Genomic DNA, 15,916 nt, shown 5'->3' with positions numbered 1-15,916 from the left:
AGGACGACCGCCGTGAAACTCCGTCTCGACGCCACCCGCTGCCAGGGCTACGGCCTGTGTCAGGAACCCGCTCCGGACCTCATCGACCTCGACGACTTCGGCTATGCCGCCGTCACCGCCGACCCCGCGCCGGGCGCCGCCGAGGACGCCGCCCGCGCCGCCGCCGAGGCCTGCCCCAACTCCGCGCTCCGGCTGGAGAGGTGACCATGGGACGTGATCTGTCGGCCCTGTTCGACCCGGCGTCGGTCGCGGTGGTCGGTGCCAGTGACGACCCGGCGAAGTACGGCCACGCGGTCGCCGCCCAGGCCCTGCGGGCCCCCGGTCGCCGGCCCGTCCACCTGGTCAACCGCCGGGGCGGCACGGTCCTCGGGCGCACCGCGGTCACCTCGCTCGCCGGGATCGGCGAACCCGTCGATCTCGTGGTGATCTCCGTACCGGGCCCCGGCTTCGAGGCCGCCGTCGACGACGCGCTCGCCTGCGGCGCCCGTGCCCTCGTCGGCATCACCGCCGGCTTCGCCGAGACCGGCCCCGCCGGGCTGGCCCGCCAGCGGGCGATCGCCGACCGGGTACGCGCCGCCGGCGCCGTCCTCGTCGGCCCGAACTGCCTCGGCATCGCCGACAACACCACCGAGCTCTACCTCGCCTCGGACCGCTTCGCCCCCGGCGGTATCGCCCTGCTGAGCCAGAGCGGCAACCTCGCGCTCGAACTCCAACTCCGCTGCACCCCACACGGGTTGGGCTTCTCCCGCTTCGTCTCGCTCGGCAACCAGGCCGATGTCACCCTCGTCGACCTCATCGACGACGCCGCCCGGCACGACGCCACCCGCGCCATCGCCGTCTACGCGGAGGACTTCGGCGACGGCCGGGCCTTCGCCGAGGCGGCCGCCGCGGCCGGCAAACCGGTGGTCCTGCTCACCGCCGGGCGGGGCACCGCCTCGGCGCGCAGCGCGCAGTCCCACACCGGCGCGCTGACCACCTCCGCCGATGTCGTGGCCGCCGCCTGCCGGGACGCGGGCGTCGAACTCGTCGCCACCCCCCATGAGATGACCGTGGTCCTCGCCGCGCTGAACGGGGGACGGCGCGCCACCGGACACCGCGCCGCGGTCTGCACGGACGGCGGCGGCCACGGCGCCATCGCCGCCGACGCCACCGAGTCCGCCGGACTGGCCGTGCCCGAACTCGGGCCCGCCGCACAGCAGCGGCTCAGCGCGCTGCTGTGGGCACAGTCCGCGGTGCGCAACCCCGTCGACCTGGCCGGGATGGGGGAGCGGAACCCGCACTCCTACGGCGACACGGTCGGCGCGCTGCTCGCTCTGGACGAGGTCGACTCCGTCCTGCTGACCGGGTACTTCGGTGGCTACTCGGCGGCGACCGGCGGGCTGGGCGGTCCGACGGCCGAGAGCGGCACCACGGGCGGCGGCAGCGCACTCGCCGCGGGGGAGCTGGAGACCGCGCACCAGATGGCCGAGCATGCCACGCGGACCGCCAAGCCCCTGGTGGTGCAGTCGATGTTCCCGGACGCCCCCAGCTGCCGCACGCTGGTGGAGGCCGGCATACCGGTCTTCGCCTCCACCGAGGACGCGGCCCGCGCGCTGGCGGCGATGACCGCGGGCGACACCACCGGCCCGCCCGGCGTCCGCCCCCTGCCACCGGCCGCGACCCCGCTGTCCGACCCCGGCTACCACGGCGTCCGCGCCCTGCTGAGCGCCGCCGGCGTGCCCTTCCCCGAGGCCCGTGAGATCACCGACGAGGCCCAACTGACCGCCGCCGCCGACGCGTTCGAGGGGCCGTACGTCCTCAAGGCCCTCCACCTCCTGCACAAGTCCGACGCCGGCGGGGTGGCCCTGGGACTGCCGGACCGGGCCGCGCTCGTCACCGCTTTCCGGGAGATGCACGCCCGGCTCGGCGCCGCCTCCTACTCGGTCGAGGCGATGGCCGACCTGACCGACGGCGTCGAGCTGATCGTCGGGGTGCGGCGTGACCCCCGGTTCGGCCCGGTCGCCATGGTCGGCCTGGGCGGGGTGCTCACCGAGGCGCTGCACGATGTCGCCTTCGCCCTGGCACCCGTCCCGGCGGCCCGCGCCGCACAGCTGCTGGCCGGGCTGCGGACCGCCGCGCTCCTCCAGGGCGTCCGCGGCCGGCCCGCGGTCGACGTGGCCGCCGCGGCAGCCGTGATCGAGCGCCTCACCACCCTCGCCGCCGCCCACCCCGAGATCGCCGAGATCGAGGTCAACCCGCTGCTCGTCCGCCCGGACGGCGCCCTCGCCCTCGACGCCCGCGCCGTACCGGCCTGACGCCCCGCCCTACGCCCGCCGCCACGGAGGACACCATGGACTTCCGCTACACCCCCCGACAGGCCGATCTGAAGGCCCGCGCCGCCGCCTATACCGAGCTGTTGATCCGGTACGAGGACCAGGCCGAGGAGGCCGGCGGACCGCTTCCCTCCGACACCGTCCGCGAACTGACCCGGGCCGCGATCGACGCCGGTGTCTACGCCCTCAACATGCCCGAGAAGTGGGGTGGCCCGGGGCTGTCACTGCTCGACCAGGTCATCGTCGAGGAGGAGTTCGGCAAGGTCACCAACTGCCTGTGGGACATCCCCTGGCGGCCCGCCAACGTGCTGGCGTACGGCACCGAGGCCCAGCGGGAGAAGTATCTGCTCCCCGTCATCCGGGGCGAGCGCTTCGACGCCTTCGCGGTGACCGAACCCGGCGCGGGATCGGACCCCGGCTCGGGCACCAGCACCGCCACCCGCACCGCGGGCGGCTGGCTGCTCAACGGCGAGAAGTGGTTCGTGACCTGCGGTGACATCGCCGACTTCCTGCTGGTGCAGGCCGACGCGGGACCGGAGCGGGCCGCCACCCTCTTCTTCGTCGACAAGCAGGCCCCGGGCGTCCGGATGACCCGGGTCCCGCGCTTCATGCACTCCGCCGTCAACGGGCACCCCGAGTTCACCTTCACCGACGTCTTCGTGCCCGACGAGGACGTCCTCGGCGGCGTCGGCAACGGGTACGAACTCACCAAGGAGTGGTTCACCGACGAACGGCTGATGATCGCGGCCCGCACCACCGGCGCCGCGGAACGCGCCCTGCAGCTGGCGCGGGACTGGGCGGTGGAGCGCCGGCAGTTCGGGTCGCCGATCGCGGACTTCCAGCTGGTGCAGGGGATGCTGGCGGACTGCGCGGTCGACATCGCCGTCAACCGGGCCTACACCCACCAGGTCGCCTGGGAGGCCGACCGGCCGGGCGCCGACCCCAAGACGCTGCACGCCAAGGCCTCGACGGCCAAGCTCGCGGCGAGCGAGGCGGCGGGGCGGGTCATCGACCGCTGTGTGCAGATCTTCGGCGGGCGCGGGTACGACCGTTCCCACCCCGTCGAGCGGATGTACCGCGAGCTGCGGGTGGACCGCATCTGGGAGGGCACCTCCGAGATCCAGCGCCTGATCATCGCCAACGAACTCATCAAGCGCGGCACCCGCGCCCTCGGCCTGCCCCTGCCCTGACCCACACCCCCACCCGGCCCGGCTCCCACCGACTTCGAGGACTGACATGGACTTCCGTCTCACCCCCCGCCAGGCGGACCTCAAGCGCACCGCGCGCGCACTCACCGAGACCCTCACCGCGTACGAGACCGACTGCGAGGAGAACAACGGCCTGACACCGCAGGCCCACGACGACATCCGCGAGGCCGTCCTCGCCTCCGGTCTCCAGGCCGTCAACATGCCCCGGGAGTGGGGCGGCGCCGGGCTGACCATCCTCGAACAGGTCATTGTCCAGGAGGAGTTGGGGCAGCTGACCGGTGCCCTCTGGGACACCGTGTGGCGCCCCGCCAACGCCCTGCGCTTCTGCACCCCCGCACAGCGCGCGCGTTTCCTCGAACCGGTCATCCGTGGCGAGCGCCGCGACTGCTACGCGGTGACCGAGCCCGGCGCCGGCTCCGACCCGCAGAACCTGGCGACCACCGCGACACGGACGGCCGACGGCTGGACGCTGAACGGCGAGAAGTGGTTCGTGACCGTCGGCGACCACGCCGACTTCATGATCGTCCTCGCCGCGGCGGGCCCGGACCGGGAGCCGACGCTCTTCCTCGTCGACAAGGACACCCCCGGCATCGCGATGACGCGGGTACCGCGCTTCATGCACACCTTCGTCTACGAGCACCCCGAGTTCACCTTCACCGGGGTGCAGGTACCCGAGGACGCCGTGCTCGGCGGCGTCGGCAAGGGCTACGACATCACCCGGTCCTGGTTCACCGAGGAACGGCTGATGATCGCCGCCCGCACCACCGGCGCCGCCGAACGGGCGCTCCGGCTGGCCCGGGACTGGGCGGTGGAGCGGCGGCAGTTCGGGTCGCCGATCGCGGACTTCCAGCTGGTGCAGGGGATGCTGGCGGACTGCGCCGTCGACATCGCCGTCAACCGCGCCTACGCGCATCAGGTCGCCTGGGAGGTCGACGAGGGCACCGTCGACCGCAAGACCCTGCACGCCAAGGCAGCCATCGCCAAGCTCGCGGCGAGCGAGGCGGCGGGGCGGGTCGTCGACCGCTGTGTGCAGATCTTCGGCGGCCGCGGGTACGACCGCTCCTACCCCGTCGAGCGGCTCTACCGCGAGCTGCGGGTGGACCGCATCTGGGAGGGCACCTCCGAGATCCAGCGCCTGATCATCGCCGGTGAACTGGTCAAGCGGGGCACGGGAGTCCTGCAGATGCCCACCGCCGGCTGACCCCGCACCGCGCCCCCGGCCCGTGTACCCGGACCCGGGCCGGGGGCGCACGTCGTCGAGACCGACCGGGCGATGCGGCAGGGCCGCGCCCACCCGCTGGGACCGCTCGCGCCGGCCGACCTGATCGGCCGCAAAACGGGCCGGGGCTTCCACCGGTCCCCCTGAGCACACCCGGCGGCGACGGGCGGCCCGGGGCGGTGATGCGGGAAGATGGACGGGACGGGCCCGCCGAGCCCGCCGAGGACACCGACACCGACCCGGGGAGCACTCACGTGGCCAAGGCTGAACGCACTCTCGAAACGCGGGAACGGATTCTGTCCGCCGCGTGCGAAGTGATCGCCGAGGTCGGCTTCGAGAAGATCCGCATGCGGATGGTCGCGGAACACGCCGGGGTGTCCACCGCCCTGCTCCACTACCACTTCGAGAACCGGGAGCGGCTCTTCACCGAGGCGATGACCCACTCCTTCGCGCAGACCGGCACGGAGCTGGAACGGGACGCCGACACGGTGCCCGCCTCCGTGGTCCTGGCCCGCATCCTGCACAACATGCTGCCCACCGACCCGGAACTGCGGCAGGACTGGCGGCTGTGGCAGGAACTGTGGGTACGGGCGCTGCGCGACGAGACCGCCCAGCGGCTCGCCGTCGACCTCTACGACCAGCTGCACAGCTGGCTCGGCCAGGCCATCCGGCGGGGCATCGCGTCGGGCGAGTTCACCGACTGCGATGTGGACGCGACCAGCACCCTGCTGCTCGCACTGAGCGACGGTTTCGGAATCCGGCTGATGCTGGGCGACCCGAGGATCGACCTCCCCGCCGCCCAGGCGGCCATCTGGCGCGCCGTCGCGGGAACGCTCGGCGCCCCCGATACCTTCCCCGAGATCTGAACCATGTGATCATTTCCGGATGAGCACGAGTGACCGGGCCGTGGCGCCCGCGTACGGGACGACCACAGCCGAACTACCCTCCTTCGTGGGGGAGTTCGAGGTCCATCTCACCGTCCGGGACGACGGGGACCCGGAGGTGGCCGCACGGCTGACCGCCCATGCGGCGGCGCGGCGCATGACGTGCGTCCACATCCTGCTCGAACGGGGCGAGGTGCCCTCGCAGCCGATGCTGACACTGCACGGCACCGGGACGTACGAGGAGATCCGGGCACGGGCCGCCGCGGCGGCGGACGGACTGCGGGCCGCGGGGTTCGACGTCCTGCGGACGAAGATCGAGGCCACCCCGTGGACCACGGGCGTCCCCGGCACCGATGACGAGGCCGCGGCGCTCGGTCCCGCCTACTACTTCGAGCACCACCTCAAGCTGGTCCTGACACGCTCGGCTCCCGTCGCCGCCCTGCTCACCCTCGCCGCCGGGCACGGTGCGCACCTCTCCCGCAACGCCCGGCGGGCGCGGTCCGACGGCCGGCTGGAGCGCTTCGTGACCCAGCGGTGCCACCGGGTGGGCCTGACGACCGCGGGACGGCGACTGGACGCCCTGGTAAGCGAGTTGCGTGCCGCGGGACACCGGATAGCCTCCATCGAGCGGGAGTTCGTGGTCCACGACGGGAACCTCGCACTGGACGCGGGCTGGCTGGACGAGACACACACCATGACGGGGGAGCGGAGCGGCGCATGACGGAGACCGGCGAGACGGGTACGGCGGCGGAGTGGCGGGCACTCCGGTACGGACCGTGGAAGGACACGGTGACCGTGCCCCGGTCCCGGCCCGACGAGGCGACGCGGGCGCGGATGGATCTGCCCGCCACGCTGCATCCCGTACCGGACGACGGTGTGGTGCAGCGCCCGGTGTTCGACCCCGCGGCGGCCCACCACGACTTCGGGATGCGCCTGGGCGAGCCGAGCTTCGCGGACGCCGCGGTCGGCGAGCGCTGGTACGACGCACGGCGGCACGCGCTGCACCACGTGCTGACCGCGATCGCGCGGTCCCCGTGGGCCGGCCACCTGGTGCTGCGCGGCAGCATGCTGCTGGCGTCCTGGTTCGGGGACGCGGCGCGGGAGCCCGGGGACCTCGACTTCGTCGTGGAGCCGGAGAGCTGGCAGCTGACGGACCCGCGTACGGACCGGATGCTCGACGGCATCGCCGCAGCGGCCGAGGAGCTGTCCCACCGCGGCGGTCCGGTACGGCTCGACGCACAGGCCGCGGCCGCCGACGAGATCTGGTCCTACGACCGCGTGCCGGGCCGGCGCCTCGTCATCCCGTGGACGGCCGCGGCCGACGGGGTGCCGGGGGGAAGCGTCCAGCTCGACTTCGTCTTCACCGAGCGGCTGCCCGTGCCCGCGGAGCCGACCGAGATCCGTGGACCCGAGGGCACCGCACCCGTGACGGTCCGTGCGGCGACCCGTGCGCTGTCGCTCGCCTGGAAGGTGCTCTGGCTGGTCAGCGACGAGTACCCGGAAGGCAAGGACCTCTATGACGCGGTCCTGCTGGCGGAGTGCACCGCACTGCCCTTCGCCCTGCTGCGCGAGGTGTTCCGGGACGTGGACTACGGCACCTACGACCGGCAGCCGGTGCTGCACCGGACCCTCTGGGGTATCGAGGGCGACTGGTCCGAGCTGCGCAAGGAGTACCCGGACCGCGGCGCACTCACGGTCCCGGGCCGCCGGGTGGAGTACGGGTACATCCAGCGTCTCGCGGCGGCGCTGCGGCCCACGTTCGCCTCGGCCGCCGGCGGCGACACCGCCGCCTACCGCCAACGGGCCGCCTGGTTCGGCTCACTCACCGCGGAATGCGCCGCCGTCCTCGCCGGCCAGGGCATGGACGCGGTGCAGGAACTGCTGACCGAGCGGTGTGTGGCCTTCGACAACGCGGTCGTCCTCACCCGGGAGCTGTCCGGCCCCGACCGGTGGTCCCTGCGGGAGGCGGCGGACGTGGTGGCGGCGTTCCGCGGGCAGCACCCGTCGCTCGGCCGGCGGCCGTGGCTGCTCACCGACCCGGACGAGGTGGTGCGGCAGCTCGGCGAGGACGAGGACGAGGACGAGGACGAGACCGACGCGTAGGGATACGCGGGGCGCACACCGTCACGCCGGCCCGTGCTGCGGGAGGCGGGGCTCACCCCGTGCTGCTGATGCTCTCCGGTGCGATGACGAAGAGCACGCGCTCCTCGTCGCGGCCCCCGTACCAGGGGTAGGGCTTCCCGAGGTACTTCTGGGCGAGCTGCTCGATGTGCTCGACCGCGCCCTCGGTCGTGGTCTCGACCACCCGGCCCCGCACCTGGAAGAAGCGCGAGGGGTTGTCCGGGTCGGAGACGGCGACCGCCACGCGGGGGTCGCGCCCGATGTTCCGGGTCTTCACATGGCCCCGGACGCTGTTGATCAGCACATGTGTGCCGTCGGTGTCGACCCAGGTCTGGGTCAGCTGAGGGGAACCGTCGGGCATCGAGGTGGCCAGATAGCAGGTGCTCGGCCGGCGCAACAGCGCGAGTAGTTCAGAGGGAAGGTGCACGACGGTCTCCCGGCCGGTCGGAGGGGCGGGGTCTGTCCGGTTTTCTCCCGCCGCTGGGTGGAGGTGCGCCGCTGACGCGGTGCGCGGCGGAGCATATACGGGGCAAGTCCGCTTCCCCGCGCCCCATACCCTCTCCCGTGCGCCGGTGTTGGGTGGTGCGGAGCGGCGGATTTCAGCCGCTATGCTTGCTGGATACAAGCAAGGTGTTCAACGGGTCGACCACCATCACCGCGAAGGATCACGACGATGAGCAAGGGCACGGTCCATGCCTGCGACCGGGGTGCACCGCAGGTCACCGCCGCGTCGGGGCTGGACGAGGCGGCCGCCGGGCTGGGGACGGAGATCGTCCGCTTCTCGCGGCTGATCGCGGCCTGGAAGCAGCGCGCCAAGACCGACGGCGGCGCCGCCGACCGGGTGCTGCTGGCCCGGCTGGTGGTCGGCGGGGACCAGCGGGCGACCGATCTGGCCGCCGACGCGTTCCTGGATCTGTCGACCGTCAGCCGTCAGGTGCGCTCGCTGGTGGAGCGGGGCCTGGTGACCCGTCGTCCCGATCCGGAGGACCGCCGCGGGTCCTTGCTGGCCGCGACCGAGGCGGGGCGTGCCGCGTTCGCGCAGTACCGCCGTCAGCGCGACGCCGAACTCGCCGCGCTCCTCGAACCGTGGTCGCCGCAGGACCGGGCCGACCTGATCCGGCTGCTGGGCCGCCTCAACGAGGACATGGCAGAACGACAACACACACGGCTGGGTCCCGGGGGACACCAGGGTGCCGCCGTGGAGCAGGGAGACGTACGTACATGAGCACTGCCACCTCCCCGCCCGGGGCGGGAACCGGGGAGATACCCGGACCAGGAGTACTGACTCACCGTCAGATCCTCACCATCCTCAGCGGTCTGATGCTGGGGATGTTCCTTGCCGCGCTCGACCAGACCATCGTCAGTACCTCGATCCGGACCATCGCCGACGATCTGCACGGCCTCAGCGAGCAGGCCTGGGCGACCACCGCCTACCTGATCACCTCCACGATCGCCACTCCGCTGTACGGCAAGCTGTCCGACCTGCACGGCCGCAAGCCCTACTACCTGATCGCGATCACCGTCTTCGTCGTCGGCTCGGTGCTGTGCACCTTCTCCACCTCGATGACCGAACTCGCCGCGTTCCGCGCGGTGCAGGGGCTCGGCGCGGGCGGTCTGATGTCGCTGGCGCTGGCGATCATCGGTGACATCGTCCCGCCCCGGGAACGTGCCCGGTATCAGGGGTACATGCTCGGCACCTTCGCCACGTCCAGCGTCGCCGGTCCGCTGATCGGCGGCGCCCTGGCCGGCCAGGACCAGCTGCTCGGCATCACCGGCTGGCGCTGGGTCTTCCTGGTCAACGTGCCGGTCGGGATCATCGCGCTGTTCGTGGTCGCCAAGGTCCTCAACATCCCGCACACCCGGCGCGACCACCGCATCGACTGGTGGGGCGCGCTCACCATCACCGTCGGTGTCGTCCCGCTGCTGCTCGTCGCCGAGCAGGGCCGGGAGTGGGGCTGGGACTCGTCCCGGTCCGTCGCCTGTTATGTGACCGGTGTCGTCGGCATCATCGCCTGGATTCTCGTCGAGCGGCGGATCGGTGACGACGCGCTGATCCCGATGCGGCTGTTCCGCAACGGCACCTTCAGCAAGACCAGCGTGCTGTCCGTGCTGATCGGTATGGGCATGTTCGGCGGGATGCTGATGATCCCGCAGTACCTCCAGCTGGTGAAGGGCGCCAGCCCCACCAAGTCGGGTCTGGAGATGCTGCCGCTGATGGCGGGGATGTTCATCGCCTCCATCGCGTCGGGCCAGATCACCGCCAAGACCGGTCGCTACAAGATCTTCCCGCTCATCGGCACCGCGCTGATGATCGCGGCGATGCTGCTCTTCCACTTCCGGGTCCAGTGGGACACCCCGCTGTGGGAGACCATGATCTACATGCTGGTCTTCGGCCTCGGCCTGGGCGGCTGTATGCAGACGCTGGTGCTGGCCGTACAGAACGCGGTGCCGCCGCGGGACATGGGCGTGGCGACCGCCTCGTCCACCTTCTTCCGGCAGATGGGCGCCACCGCCGGTACCGCGATCTTCCTGTCGGTGCTGTTCAGCACGGTCGGCGAGAAGATCTCCGGGGCGTTCAAGGACGCGGCGTCCACCGAGCGCTTCCAGGCAGCGCTGCACGACCCCGCGGTGCTGCGCGACCCCGCCAACAAGCCCGTGCTGGACATGCTCAAGCACCCCGGCAGCGCGGACTCCTCGGGCGTGCTCAGCGACTCCTCGTTCATCCAGCACCTCGACCCGCGGCTGGCCGAGCCGTTCAAGCGCGGCTTCGCCGACTCGATGCACACCGTCTTCCTCATGGGTGCGGTCGTCGTCGCCCTGGCCTTCGTGCTGATGTGGTTCATCAAGGAGGTCCCGCTGCGGCAGATCTCCGGTCTCCAGGCCCGCGCCGAGGCCGACGCCGAGGCCGACGCGGCCGCGGCGGCCGGCACGGCGGTGACCGATGCCGACGGGGCTGAAGGGGCCACGACCGGTGCCGAAAGCGCGCCGGACGCGGCGGAGCCGGCCGGGCCCGACGGGGCCGCGGGCGCCGACCCGGTATCCGCCCTCGCCGCGGTGTCCGCGCCCCTCGCGGGCCGCGCCCCGGGGGCGACCGGCCCGGAGATCCGGGGCACCGTGCGGGACGGCGGCGGCCGGCCGGTTCCGCAGGCCGCGGTCACCCTGATCAGCGTCGACGGCCGGCAGCTCGGCCGTACCGCGACCGCGGCCGACGGCGGCTACGCGCTGCCCACGACGGGTGCCGGCACCTATGTGCTGATCGGCTCCGCCGGAGCCCGGCAGCCGCAGGCCGTGACCGTCGTCGTGGGCGGCGAGCCGGTGTCGTTCGATCTGAGCCTCGGCGGCGCGGCCGGTCTCTCCGGCGAGGTCCGTGCGGAGAAGGGCGACGCCCCGGTGCCCGGCGCCCTCGTCGTGGCGACCGATGTCACCGGCGAGGTCGTGGCGTCCGGAGTGGCCGGCCAGGACGGGAGCTTCGCGTTCGCCGAACTGACCCCCGGCAGCTACACCCTCGCCGTCAGCGCCGAGCACCACCGCCCGTCCGCCCTCCAGGTCGAGGTCACCACGGGCCACCGCAACTGGTACGAGGTCCGCCTGACACCCGGTGCCCGCATCCGCGGCACCGTGCGCACGGTGCACGGCACCCCGGTGGACGACGCCCGGGTGACCCTGCTGGACCCGGCGGGCCAGGTGGTCGGCACCGCCACCAGCGGCCAGGACGGTGCGTACGCCTTCACCGACCTCGACAGCGGCGAGTACACCGTGATCGCCAGCGGCTATCCGCCCGTGGCCGCCCCGCTGCACCTGGCGGCCGCCGGGCACGGCGAGTTCGACATCGAGCTGGGCCACGACCCGGTGCGCTGACGCCGGAGAAACCGGCATGAGGGGGCCCGGTGCGCGCGGAGCGCCGGGCCCCCTTCTCAGGCCCGTTCCCCGGGCCCGGGGCCGCCACCGGGTTTGGCGCGGCGGCCCCCCTCTACGTACAGTTCCGCCGAAGCGTGAATAGAACATACGATCCCAGGAAAGCGGCAGCGGCGATGACGGTGACCGAAACAGGCCGGGCCGATGGCACGGGTATCGACTCGGAGCGGATGGCGGTCTGCCTGAGCGTGCTCGAAGAGCTCGACGGGCTGCCGCTGGATCACCCGGACGCGATCGCCATACGGCGCGCCACCGCCGGCATCTACCGCAAGGTGAAGCAGCGGCGCCGGCAGGAACGCCGGGCGGCCAAGACCGCCAACGACCGGGCGGTGACCGCGGCCACGGCCACCGGCGCGCCCGACCGGATCGACGACGAGACCCAGGGCCTGACCCTCGCCAGCTCCGTCACCACGGAACTCGCCGGCATCCTGGAGCGGCCCCGCTCCTGCTACACCTGCAAGTCCCGCTACGTCGAGGTCGACGCCTTCTACCACCAGCTCTGTCCGCCGTGCGCCAAGGAGAACCGGGCCCGCCGGGACGCCCGTACGGATCTCACCGGCCGGCGCGCCCTGCTCACCGGCGGCCGCGCCAAGATCGGCATGTACATCGCGCTCCGGCTGCTGCGCGACGGCGCCCACACCACGATCACCACCCGCTTCCCGAGCGACGCCATCCGCCGTTTCACGGCGATGCCGGACAGCGCGGACTGGCTGCACCGGCTGAAGATCGTCGGGATCGACCTGCGGGACCCGGCCCAGGTCGTCGCGCTCGCCGACGAGGTGAGCGCCGAAGGCCCGCTCGACATCCTGATCAACAACGCCGCCCAGACCGTCCGCCGGTCGCCCGAGGCGTACGGACAGCTGCTCGCCGCCGAGTCCGCCCCGCTGCCCGCCGGGGAGCTGCCCGCCTCGCTCGTCCTCGGTCACTTCGGCAGTGGCGCCCCCGCCGCCCTCCCCGCAGCCTCGGGCACGCCCGGCGCGCTGACCGCGGCCGACCTCACCGCCCTCGCCCTGACCACCGGCTCGGCCACCCCCGCCCGGATCGAGGCGGGCACCGCCATCGACGCCGGCGGACTGGTACCGGATCTGCACGCCACCAACAGCTGGATTCAGAAGGTGGACGAGGTCGACCCGGTCGAGCTGCTGGAGGTCCAGCTCTGCAACATGACCGCCCCGTTCCTGCTGGTGAGCAAGCTGCGTCCGGCGATGGCCGCGGCCCCGGCGCGCCGTAAGTACGTGGTCAACGTCTCGGCGATGGAAGGCCAGTTCAGCCGCGGCTACAAGGGCGCCGGCCACCCGCACACCAACATGGCCAAGGCGGCGCTGAACATGCTCACCCGCACCAGCGCCCAGGAGATGCTGGAGACCGACGGCATCCTCATGACCGCCGTGGACACCGGCTGGATCACCGACGAGCGTCCGCACCCCGACAAGATGCGGCTGGCCGACGAGGGCTTCCACGCCCCGCTCGACCTGGTCGACGGAGCGGCCCGGGTGTACGACCCGATCGTCCGCGGCGAGCTGGGCGAGGACCTCTTCGGCTGCTTCCTGAAGGACTACGCGCCCGCCGCCTGGTGATCCGGCACGGCGCCCGCCGCCGGGCGGGCGCCCCGGGGATCAGCCCGTCAGCCCGTGGCGGTCCAGCAGCGGCCCGATCTCCGGGTCGCGCCCGACCACCGCGCGGAACGCCGCCAGCGGGTCGACGCTGCCGCCCCTGCTGAGCAGTTCCCGGCGGAAGATCTCACCGCTCTCCCGGACCGTGCGCCCGTTCTCCCGGAACCAGCGCACGGTGTCGGCGTCCAGTACCTCGGCCCAGCGGTAGCCGTAATACCCGGCCGCGTAGCCGCCGTTGAAGACATGGGCGAAGTAGCCGGTGCGGTAGCGCGGCGGGATCGCGGCCGGCGCCAGTCCGTAGCGCTCCAGCGCGGCCGCCTCGAACGCCTCCGCCGCGTCCGCGGCCGGTACCTCGCCCTCGGAAAGGGAGTGCCAGGCCCAGTCCAGCACCGCGGCCGCCTGGTGCTCCACCATCCGGAAGCCCGCGCCGAAGGTCTCCGCCTCCCGCAGCCGGGCCGGGAGTTCGTCCGGCAGCGGCTCACCCGTGAGGTGGTGCCGGGCGTAGTGGGCCAGCACCTCGGGCCGGTCCACCCACATCTCGTTCACCTGCGAGGGGAACTCCACGAAGTCGCGGGGCACCTGCGTCCCGGACAGCAGCGGGTAGCGGACATCGGAGAACAGCCCGTGCAGCGCGTGCCCGAACTCGTGGAACAGCGTGGTGACCTCACTCCACGTCAGCAGCACCGGCTCGCCCGCCGGCGGCTTGGCGACGTTCAGGTTGTTGACCACCACGGGACGCTGCCCGAGCAGACGCGACTGCGGGACGAGCGATTCCATCCAGGCGCCGCCCCGCTTGGACGCGCGGGCGTGGAAGTCGCCGATGTACAGGCCGAGCGGACCGCCGTCGGCGTCGTGCACCTCGTAGACCTGCGCGTCCGGGTGGTACGCCATCAGGTCGGGGCGCCGGGTGAAGGTGATGCCGTAGACCAGCTCGGCGGCGTGGAAGACGCCGTCCTGCAGCACGGCCGTCAGCTCCAGATAGGGCCGCAGCGCATCCGCGTCGAGGTCGAACCGCTCCTTGCGCACCCGCTCCGCGTAGTACGGCCAGTCCGCCGCGCTGACCTCCGCCACCCCGGCCGCCTCGGCCAGCGCCGTGCCCTCCCGCTCGGCGTTGGCGACGGCGGGCGCGACCAGCCGGCGCAGGAGTTCCTCGACGGCGTCCGTGGTGCCCGCGGTCCCGTCCGCGACCTCCCAGGCGGCGTGGCTGGGGTAGCCGAGCAGCGCGGCACGCTCGGCGCGCAGCCGGGCCAGACCGACGGCGACCGGGCCGTTGCTGTCGATGCCGCGCCCCAGGGACGCGGTGAGCAGCCGCTCGCGCAGCGCGGCGTCCTCCAGCGCGGCGAGTTCGGTCTGGCAGGTGAAGTTCTTGAGGCTGAGCACGAACTTGCCGGGGTGGCCGAGCGCCTGGGCGTGCTCCGCGGCGGCCGCGATCCGGTCGGCGGGCAGACCGGCGAGCTGCTCGGCACGGTCCAGCACCAGCGCGGCGTCCGCCGTGGCCGCCCGCAGGTTCTGCCCGAACTCCGTGCACCGCGCGGCGATTTCGGCATTCAGTTCACGCAGCCGCCGCTGCTGCTCCGGACCGAGCCGGGCACCGGCCCGTACCCGCACGGTGTGGTGGCGCTCCAGCAGCCGCAGCTGCTCGCCGTCCAGCCCGAGCCGCTCGCGCCGGGCGTGGAGCGCGTCCAGGCGGCCGAACAGGGCGGCGTCGAGCAGCAGCCGGTCGTCATGGGCGGCCAGCTGGGGAGTGATCTCGACCTCCAGCGCCTGGATCTCGTCGTCGGTGTCGGCGGCCACCTTGTTGAAGAACACCCGGCGCACCCGGTCCAGCACCGCACCGCTGCGTTCCAGCGCCTCCACGGTGTTCTCGAAGGTCGCCGGGTCGGGGCAGCCGCCGATCGCCGCCACCTCGGCCAGTTGGTCGGCCATGCCACGGGTGAACGCGGGCCGGAAGTGCTCATTCCGGATCAGCGTGAACGGCGGCAGCGCGTACGGCAGATCACTCGGCTCGAAGAAGGGGTTCGACGTCGTCACGGACCGACACTACGCCCGGAGACGGCGCCGGGTCCGGCGGTCGTACCGGAAGGCGGCCCGGAGCGGCACCGCGCTTCGGTCCGTCCCGGTGAGCGTCGCCGGTCCATCCGTGGTGAGATCGAAGACGAGGCATGCAAACACACTCCTGAGACAGGAGGAATCATGGCCACCAAGTTGCGAGCCCGAGACATCATGTCCGGTGGAGCGCACTGTGTGGGTGCACACGAATCGTTGCGGGACGCGGCGAAGATGATGCGGGACCTGGACGTCGGCTGCCTTCCCATCTGCGGTGACAACAACAGGCTCACGGGACTCATCACCGATCGTGACATCGTCGTCGCCTGTTGTGCCGAGGGCATCGACCCGGCGACGGTGCAGGCCGGTTCCATGGGCGGGACGCTGCACTGGATCGACGCGGACGCGGACGCCAACGAGGTCCTGCAGACCATGGAGCAGCACCACATCAAGCGGCTGCCGGTCATCGACGTCAGGGGCGGCCACCGCCTGGTGGGAATGATCACCGAGGCCAACCTCGCCAAGAACCTCAGCGACGCGCAGATCGCGGAGTTCGCCAGCAAGGTGTACGCGCCCGCCTGACGCGGCCGACAGGGCC

13 protein-coding genes are annotated in these 15,916 nt (G+C 72.6%); 11 read left to right on the top strand and 2 right to left on the bottom strand.

Annotation, left to right across the window (positions count from 1 at the left end; translation table 11 throughout):
* Positions 1–12 precede the first annotated feature (12 nt).
* From ACGFN2_RS11590 to ACGFN2_RS11560, 7 genes are all read left to right on the top strand, one after another.
* Positions 13–204, top strand: coding sequence for a ferredoxin (locus tag ACGFN2_RS11590; RefSeq protein WP_362612233.1), 192 nt, complete (start codon positions 13–15; stop codon positions 202–204).
* A 2-nt stretch (positions 205–206) separates the two neighbouring features.
* The gene (locus ACGFN2_RS11585; protein ID WP_393359413.1) at positions 207–2,294 is read left to right on the top strand and encodes an acetate--CoA ligase family protein; all 2,088 of its coding nucleotides are present in this window, start codon (positions 207–209) and stop codon (positions 2,292–2,294) included.
* Between the two features lie 35 nt (positions 2,295–2,329).
* Positions 2,330–3,502: an acyl-CoA dehydrogenase family protein gene (locus tag ACGFN2_RS11580; RefSeq protein WP_393359411.1), complete on the top strand. Its 1,173-nt coding sequence runs from the start codon at positions 2,330–2,332 to the stop codon at positions 3,500–3,502.
* 46 nt (positions 3,503–3,548) lie between these two features.
* Positions 3,549–4,721, top strand: a complete 1,173-nt coding sequence (locus ACGFN2_RS11575; RefSeq protein WP_393359409.1) for an acyl-CoA dehydrogenase family protein — start codon at positions 3,549–3,551, stop codon at positions 4,719–4,721.
* Positions 4,722–4,993: 272 nt separating this feature from the next.
* Complete coding sequence (locus ACGFN2_RS11570; RefSeq protein ID WP_393359407.1) at positions 4,994–5,605, top strand: TetR/AcrR family transcriptional regulator; 612 nt, start codon at positions 4,994–4,996, stop codon at positions 5,603–5,605.
* Between the two features lie 19 nt (positions 5,606–5,624).
* Complete coding sequence (locus ACGFN2_RS11565) at positions 5,625–6,344, top strand: hypothetical protein (protein WP_393359405.1); 720 nt, start codon at positions 5,625–5,627, stop codon at positions 6,342–6,344.
* Positions 6,341–7,726, top strand: a complete 1,386-nt coding sequence (locus ACGFN2_RS11560) for a nucleotidyl transferase AbiEii/AbiGii toxin family protein (RefSeq protein ID WP_393359403.1) — start codon at positions 6,341–6,343, stop codon at positions 7,724–7,726. Before ACGFN2_RS11565 ends, ACGFN2_RS11560 begins: the two co-directional genes overlap by 4 nt.
* Before the next feature lie 52 nt (positions 7,727–7,778).
* Here the strand turns inward: ACGFN2_RS11560 and ACGFN2_RS11555 are convergent, their stop codons facing one another.
* Positions 7,779–8,171 (bottom strand): PPOX class F420-dependent oxidoreductase, encoded by a 393-nt coding sequence (locus ACGFN2_RS11555; protein WP_362612217.1) that lies wholly within the window; start codon positions 8,169–8,171, stop codon positions 7,779–7,781.
* Between the two features lie 246 nt (positions 8,172–8,417).
* Between ACGFN2_RS11555 and ACGFN2_RS11550 the strand changes: the two genes are divergently transcribed.
* The 3 genes from ACGFN2_RS11550 (at position 8,418) to ACGFN2_RS11540 (ending at position 13,236) form a co-directional block, all read left to right on the top strand.
* Positions 8,418–8,969 carry a MarR family winged helix-turn-helix transcriptional regulator gene (locus ACGFN2_RS11550; RefSeq protein WP_393359401.1) on the top strand — a complete coding sequence of 184 codons (552 nt, stop codon included), beginning with the start codon at positions 8,418–8,420 and terminating at the stop codon, positions 8,967–8,969.
* Complete coding sequence (locus ACGFN2_RS11545) at positions 8,966–11,602, top strand: MFS transporter (protein WP_393359399.1); 2,637 nt, start codon at positions 8,966–8,968, stop codon at positions 11,600–11,602. Before ACGFN2_RS11550 ends, ACGFN2_RS11545 begins: the two co-directional genes overlap by 4 nt.
* A 173-nt stretch (positions 11,603–11,775) precedes the next feature.
* Positions 11,776–13,236 carry an SDR family NAD(P)-dependent oxidoreductase gene (locus ACGFN2_RS11540; protein ID WP_393359397.1) on the top strand — a complete coding sequence of 487 codons (1,461 nt, stop codon included), beginning with the start codon at positions 11,776–11,778 and terminating at the stop codon, positions 13,234–13,236.
* Between the two features lie 39 nt (positions 13,237–13,275).
* On the opposite strand, the gene ACGFN2_RS11535 is transcribed toward ACGFN2_RS11540, so the two are convergent.
* Entirely contained in the window at positions 13,276–15,303 is a 2,028-nt protein-coding gene (locus tag ACGFN2_RS11535; RefSeq protein ID WP_393359395.1) for a M3 family metallopeptidase, read from the bottom strand.
* A gap of 162 nt (positions 15,304–15,465) precedes the next feature.
* On the opposite strand from ACGFN2_RS11535, the gene ACGFN2_RS11530 reads away from it, so the two are divergent.
* The gene (locus ACGFN2_RS11530) at positions 15,466–15,900 is read left to right on the top strand and encodes a CBS domain-containing protein (RefSeq protein ID WP_362612207.1); all 435 of its coding nucleotides are present in this window, start codon (positions 15,466–15,468) and stop codon (positions 15,898–15,900) included.
* The last annotated feature ends 16 nt before the right edge of the window (positions 15,901–15,916 follow it).

The sequence above is a fragment of the Streptomyces sp. NPDC048612 genome, assembly GCF_043199295.1.
Taxonomy (GTDB): Bacteria; Actinomycetota; Actinomycetes; order Streptomycetales; family Streptomycetaceae; genus Streptomyces.
This window is presented reverse-complemented; position numbering and strand designations above follow the sequence as displayed.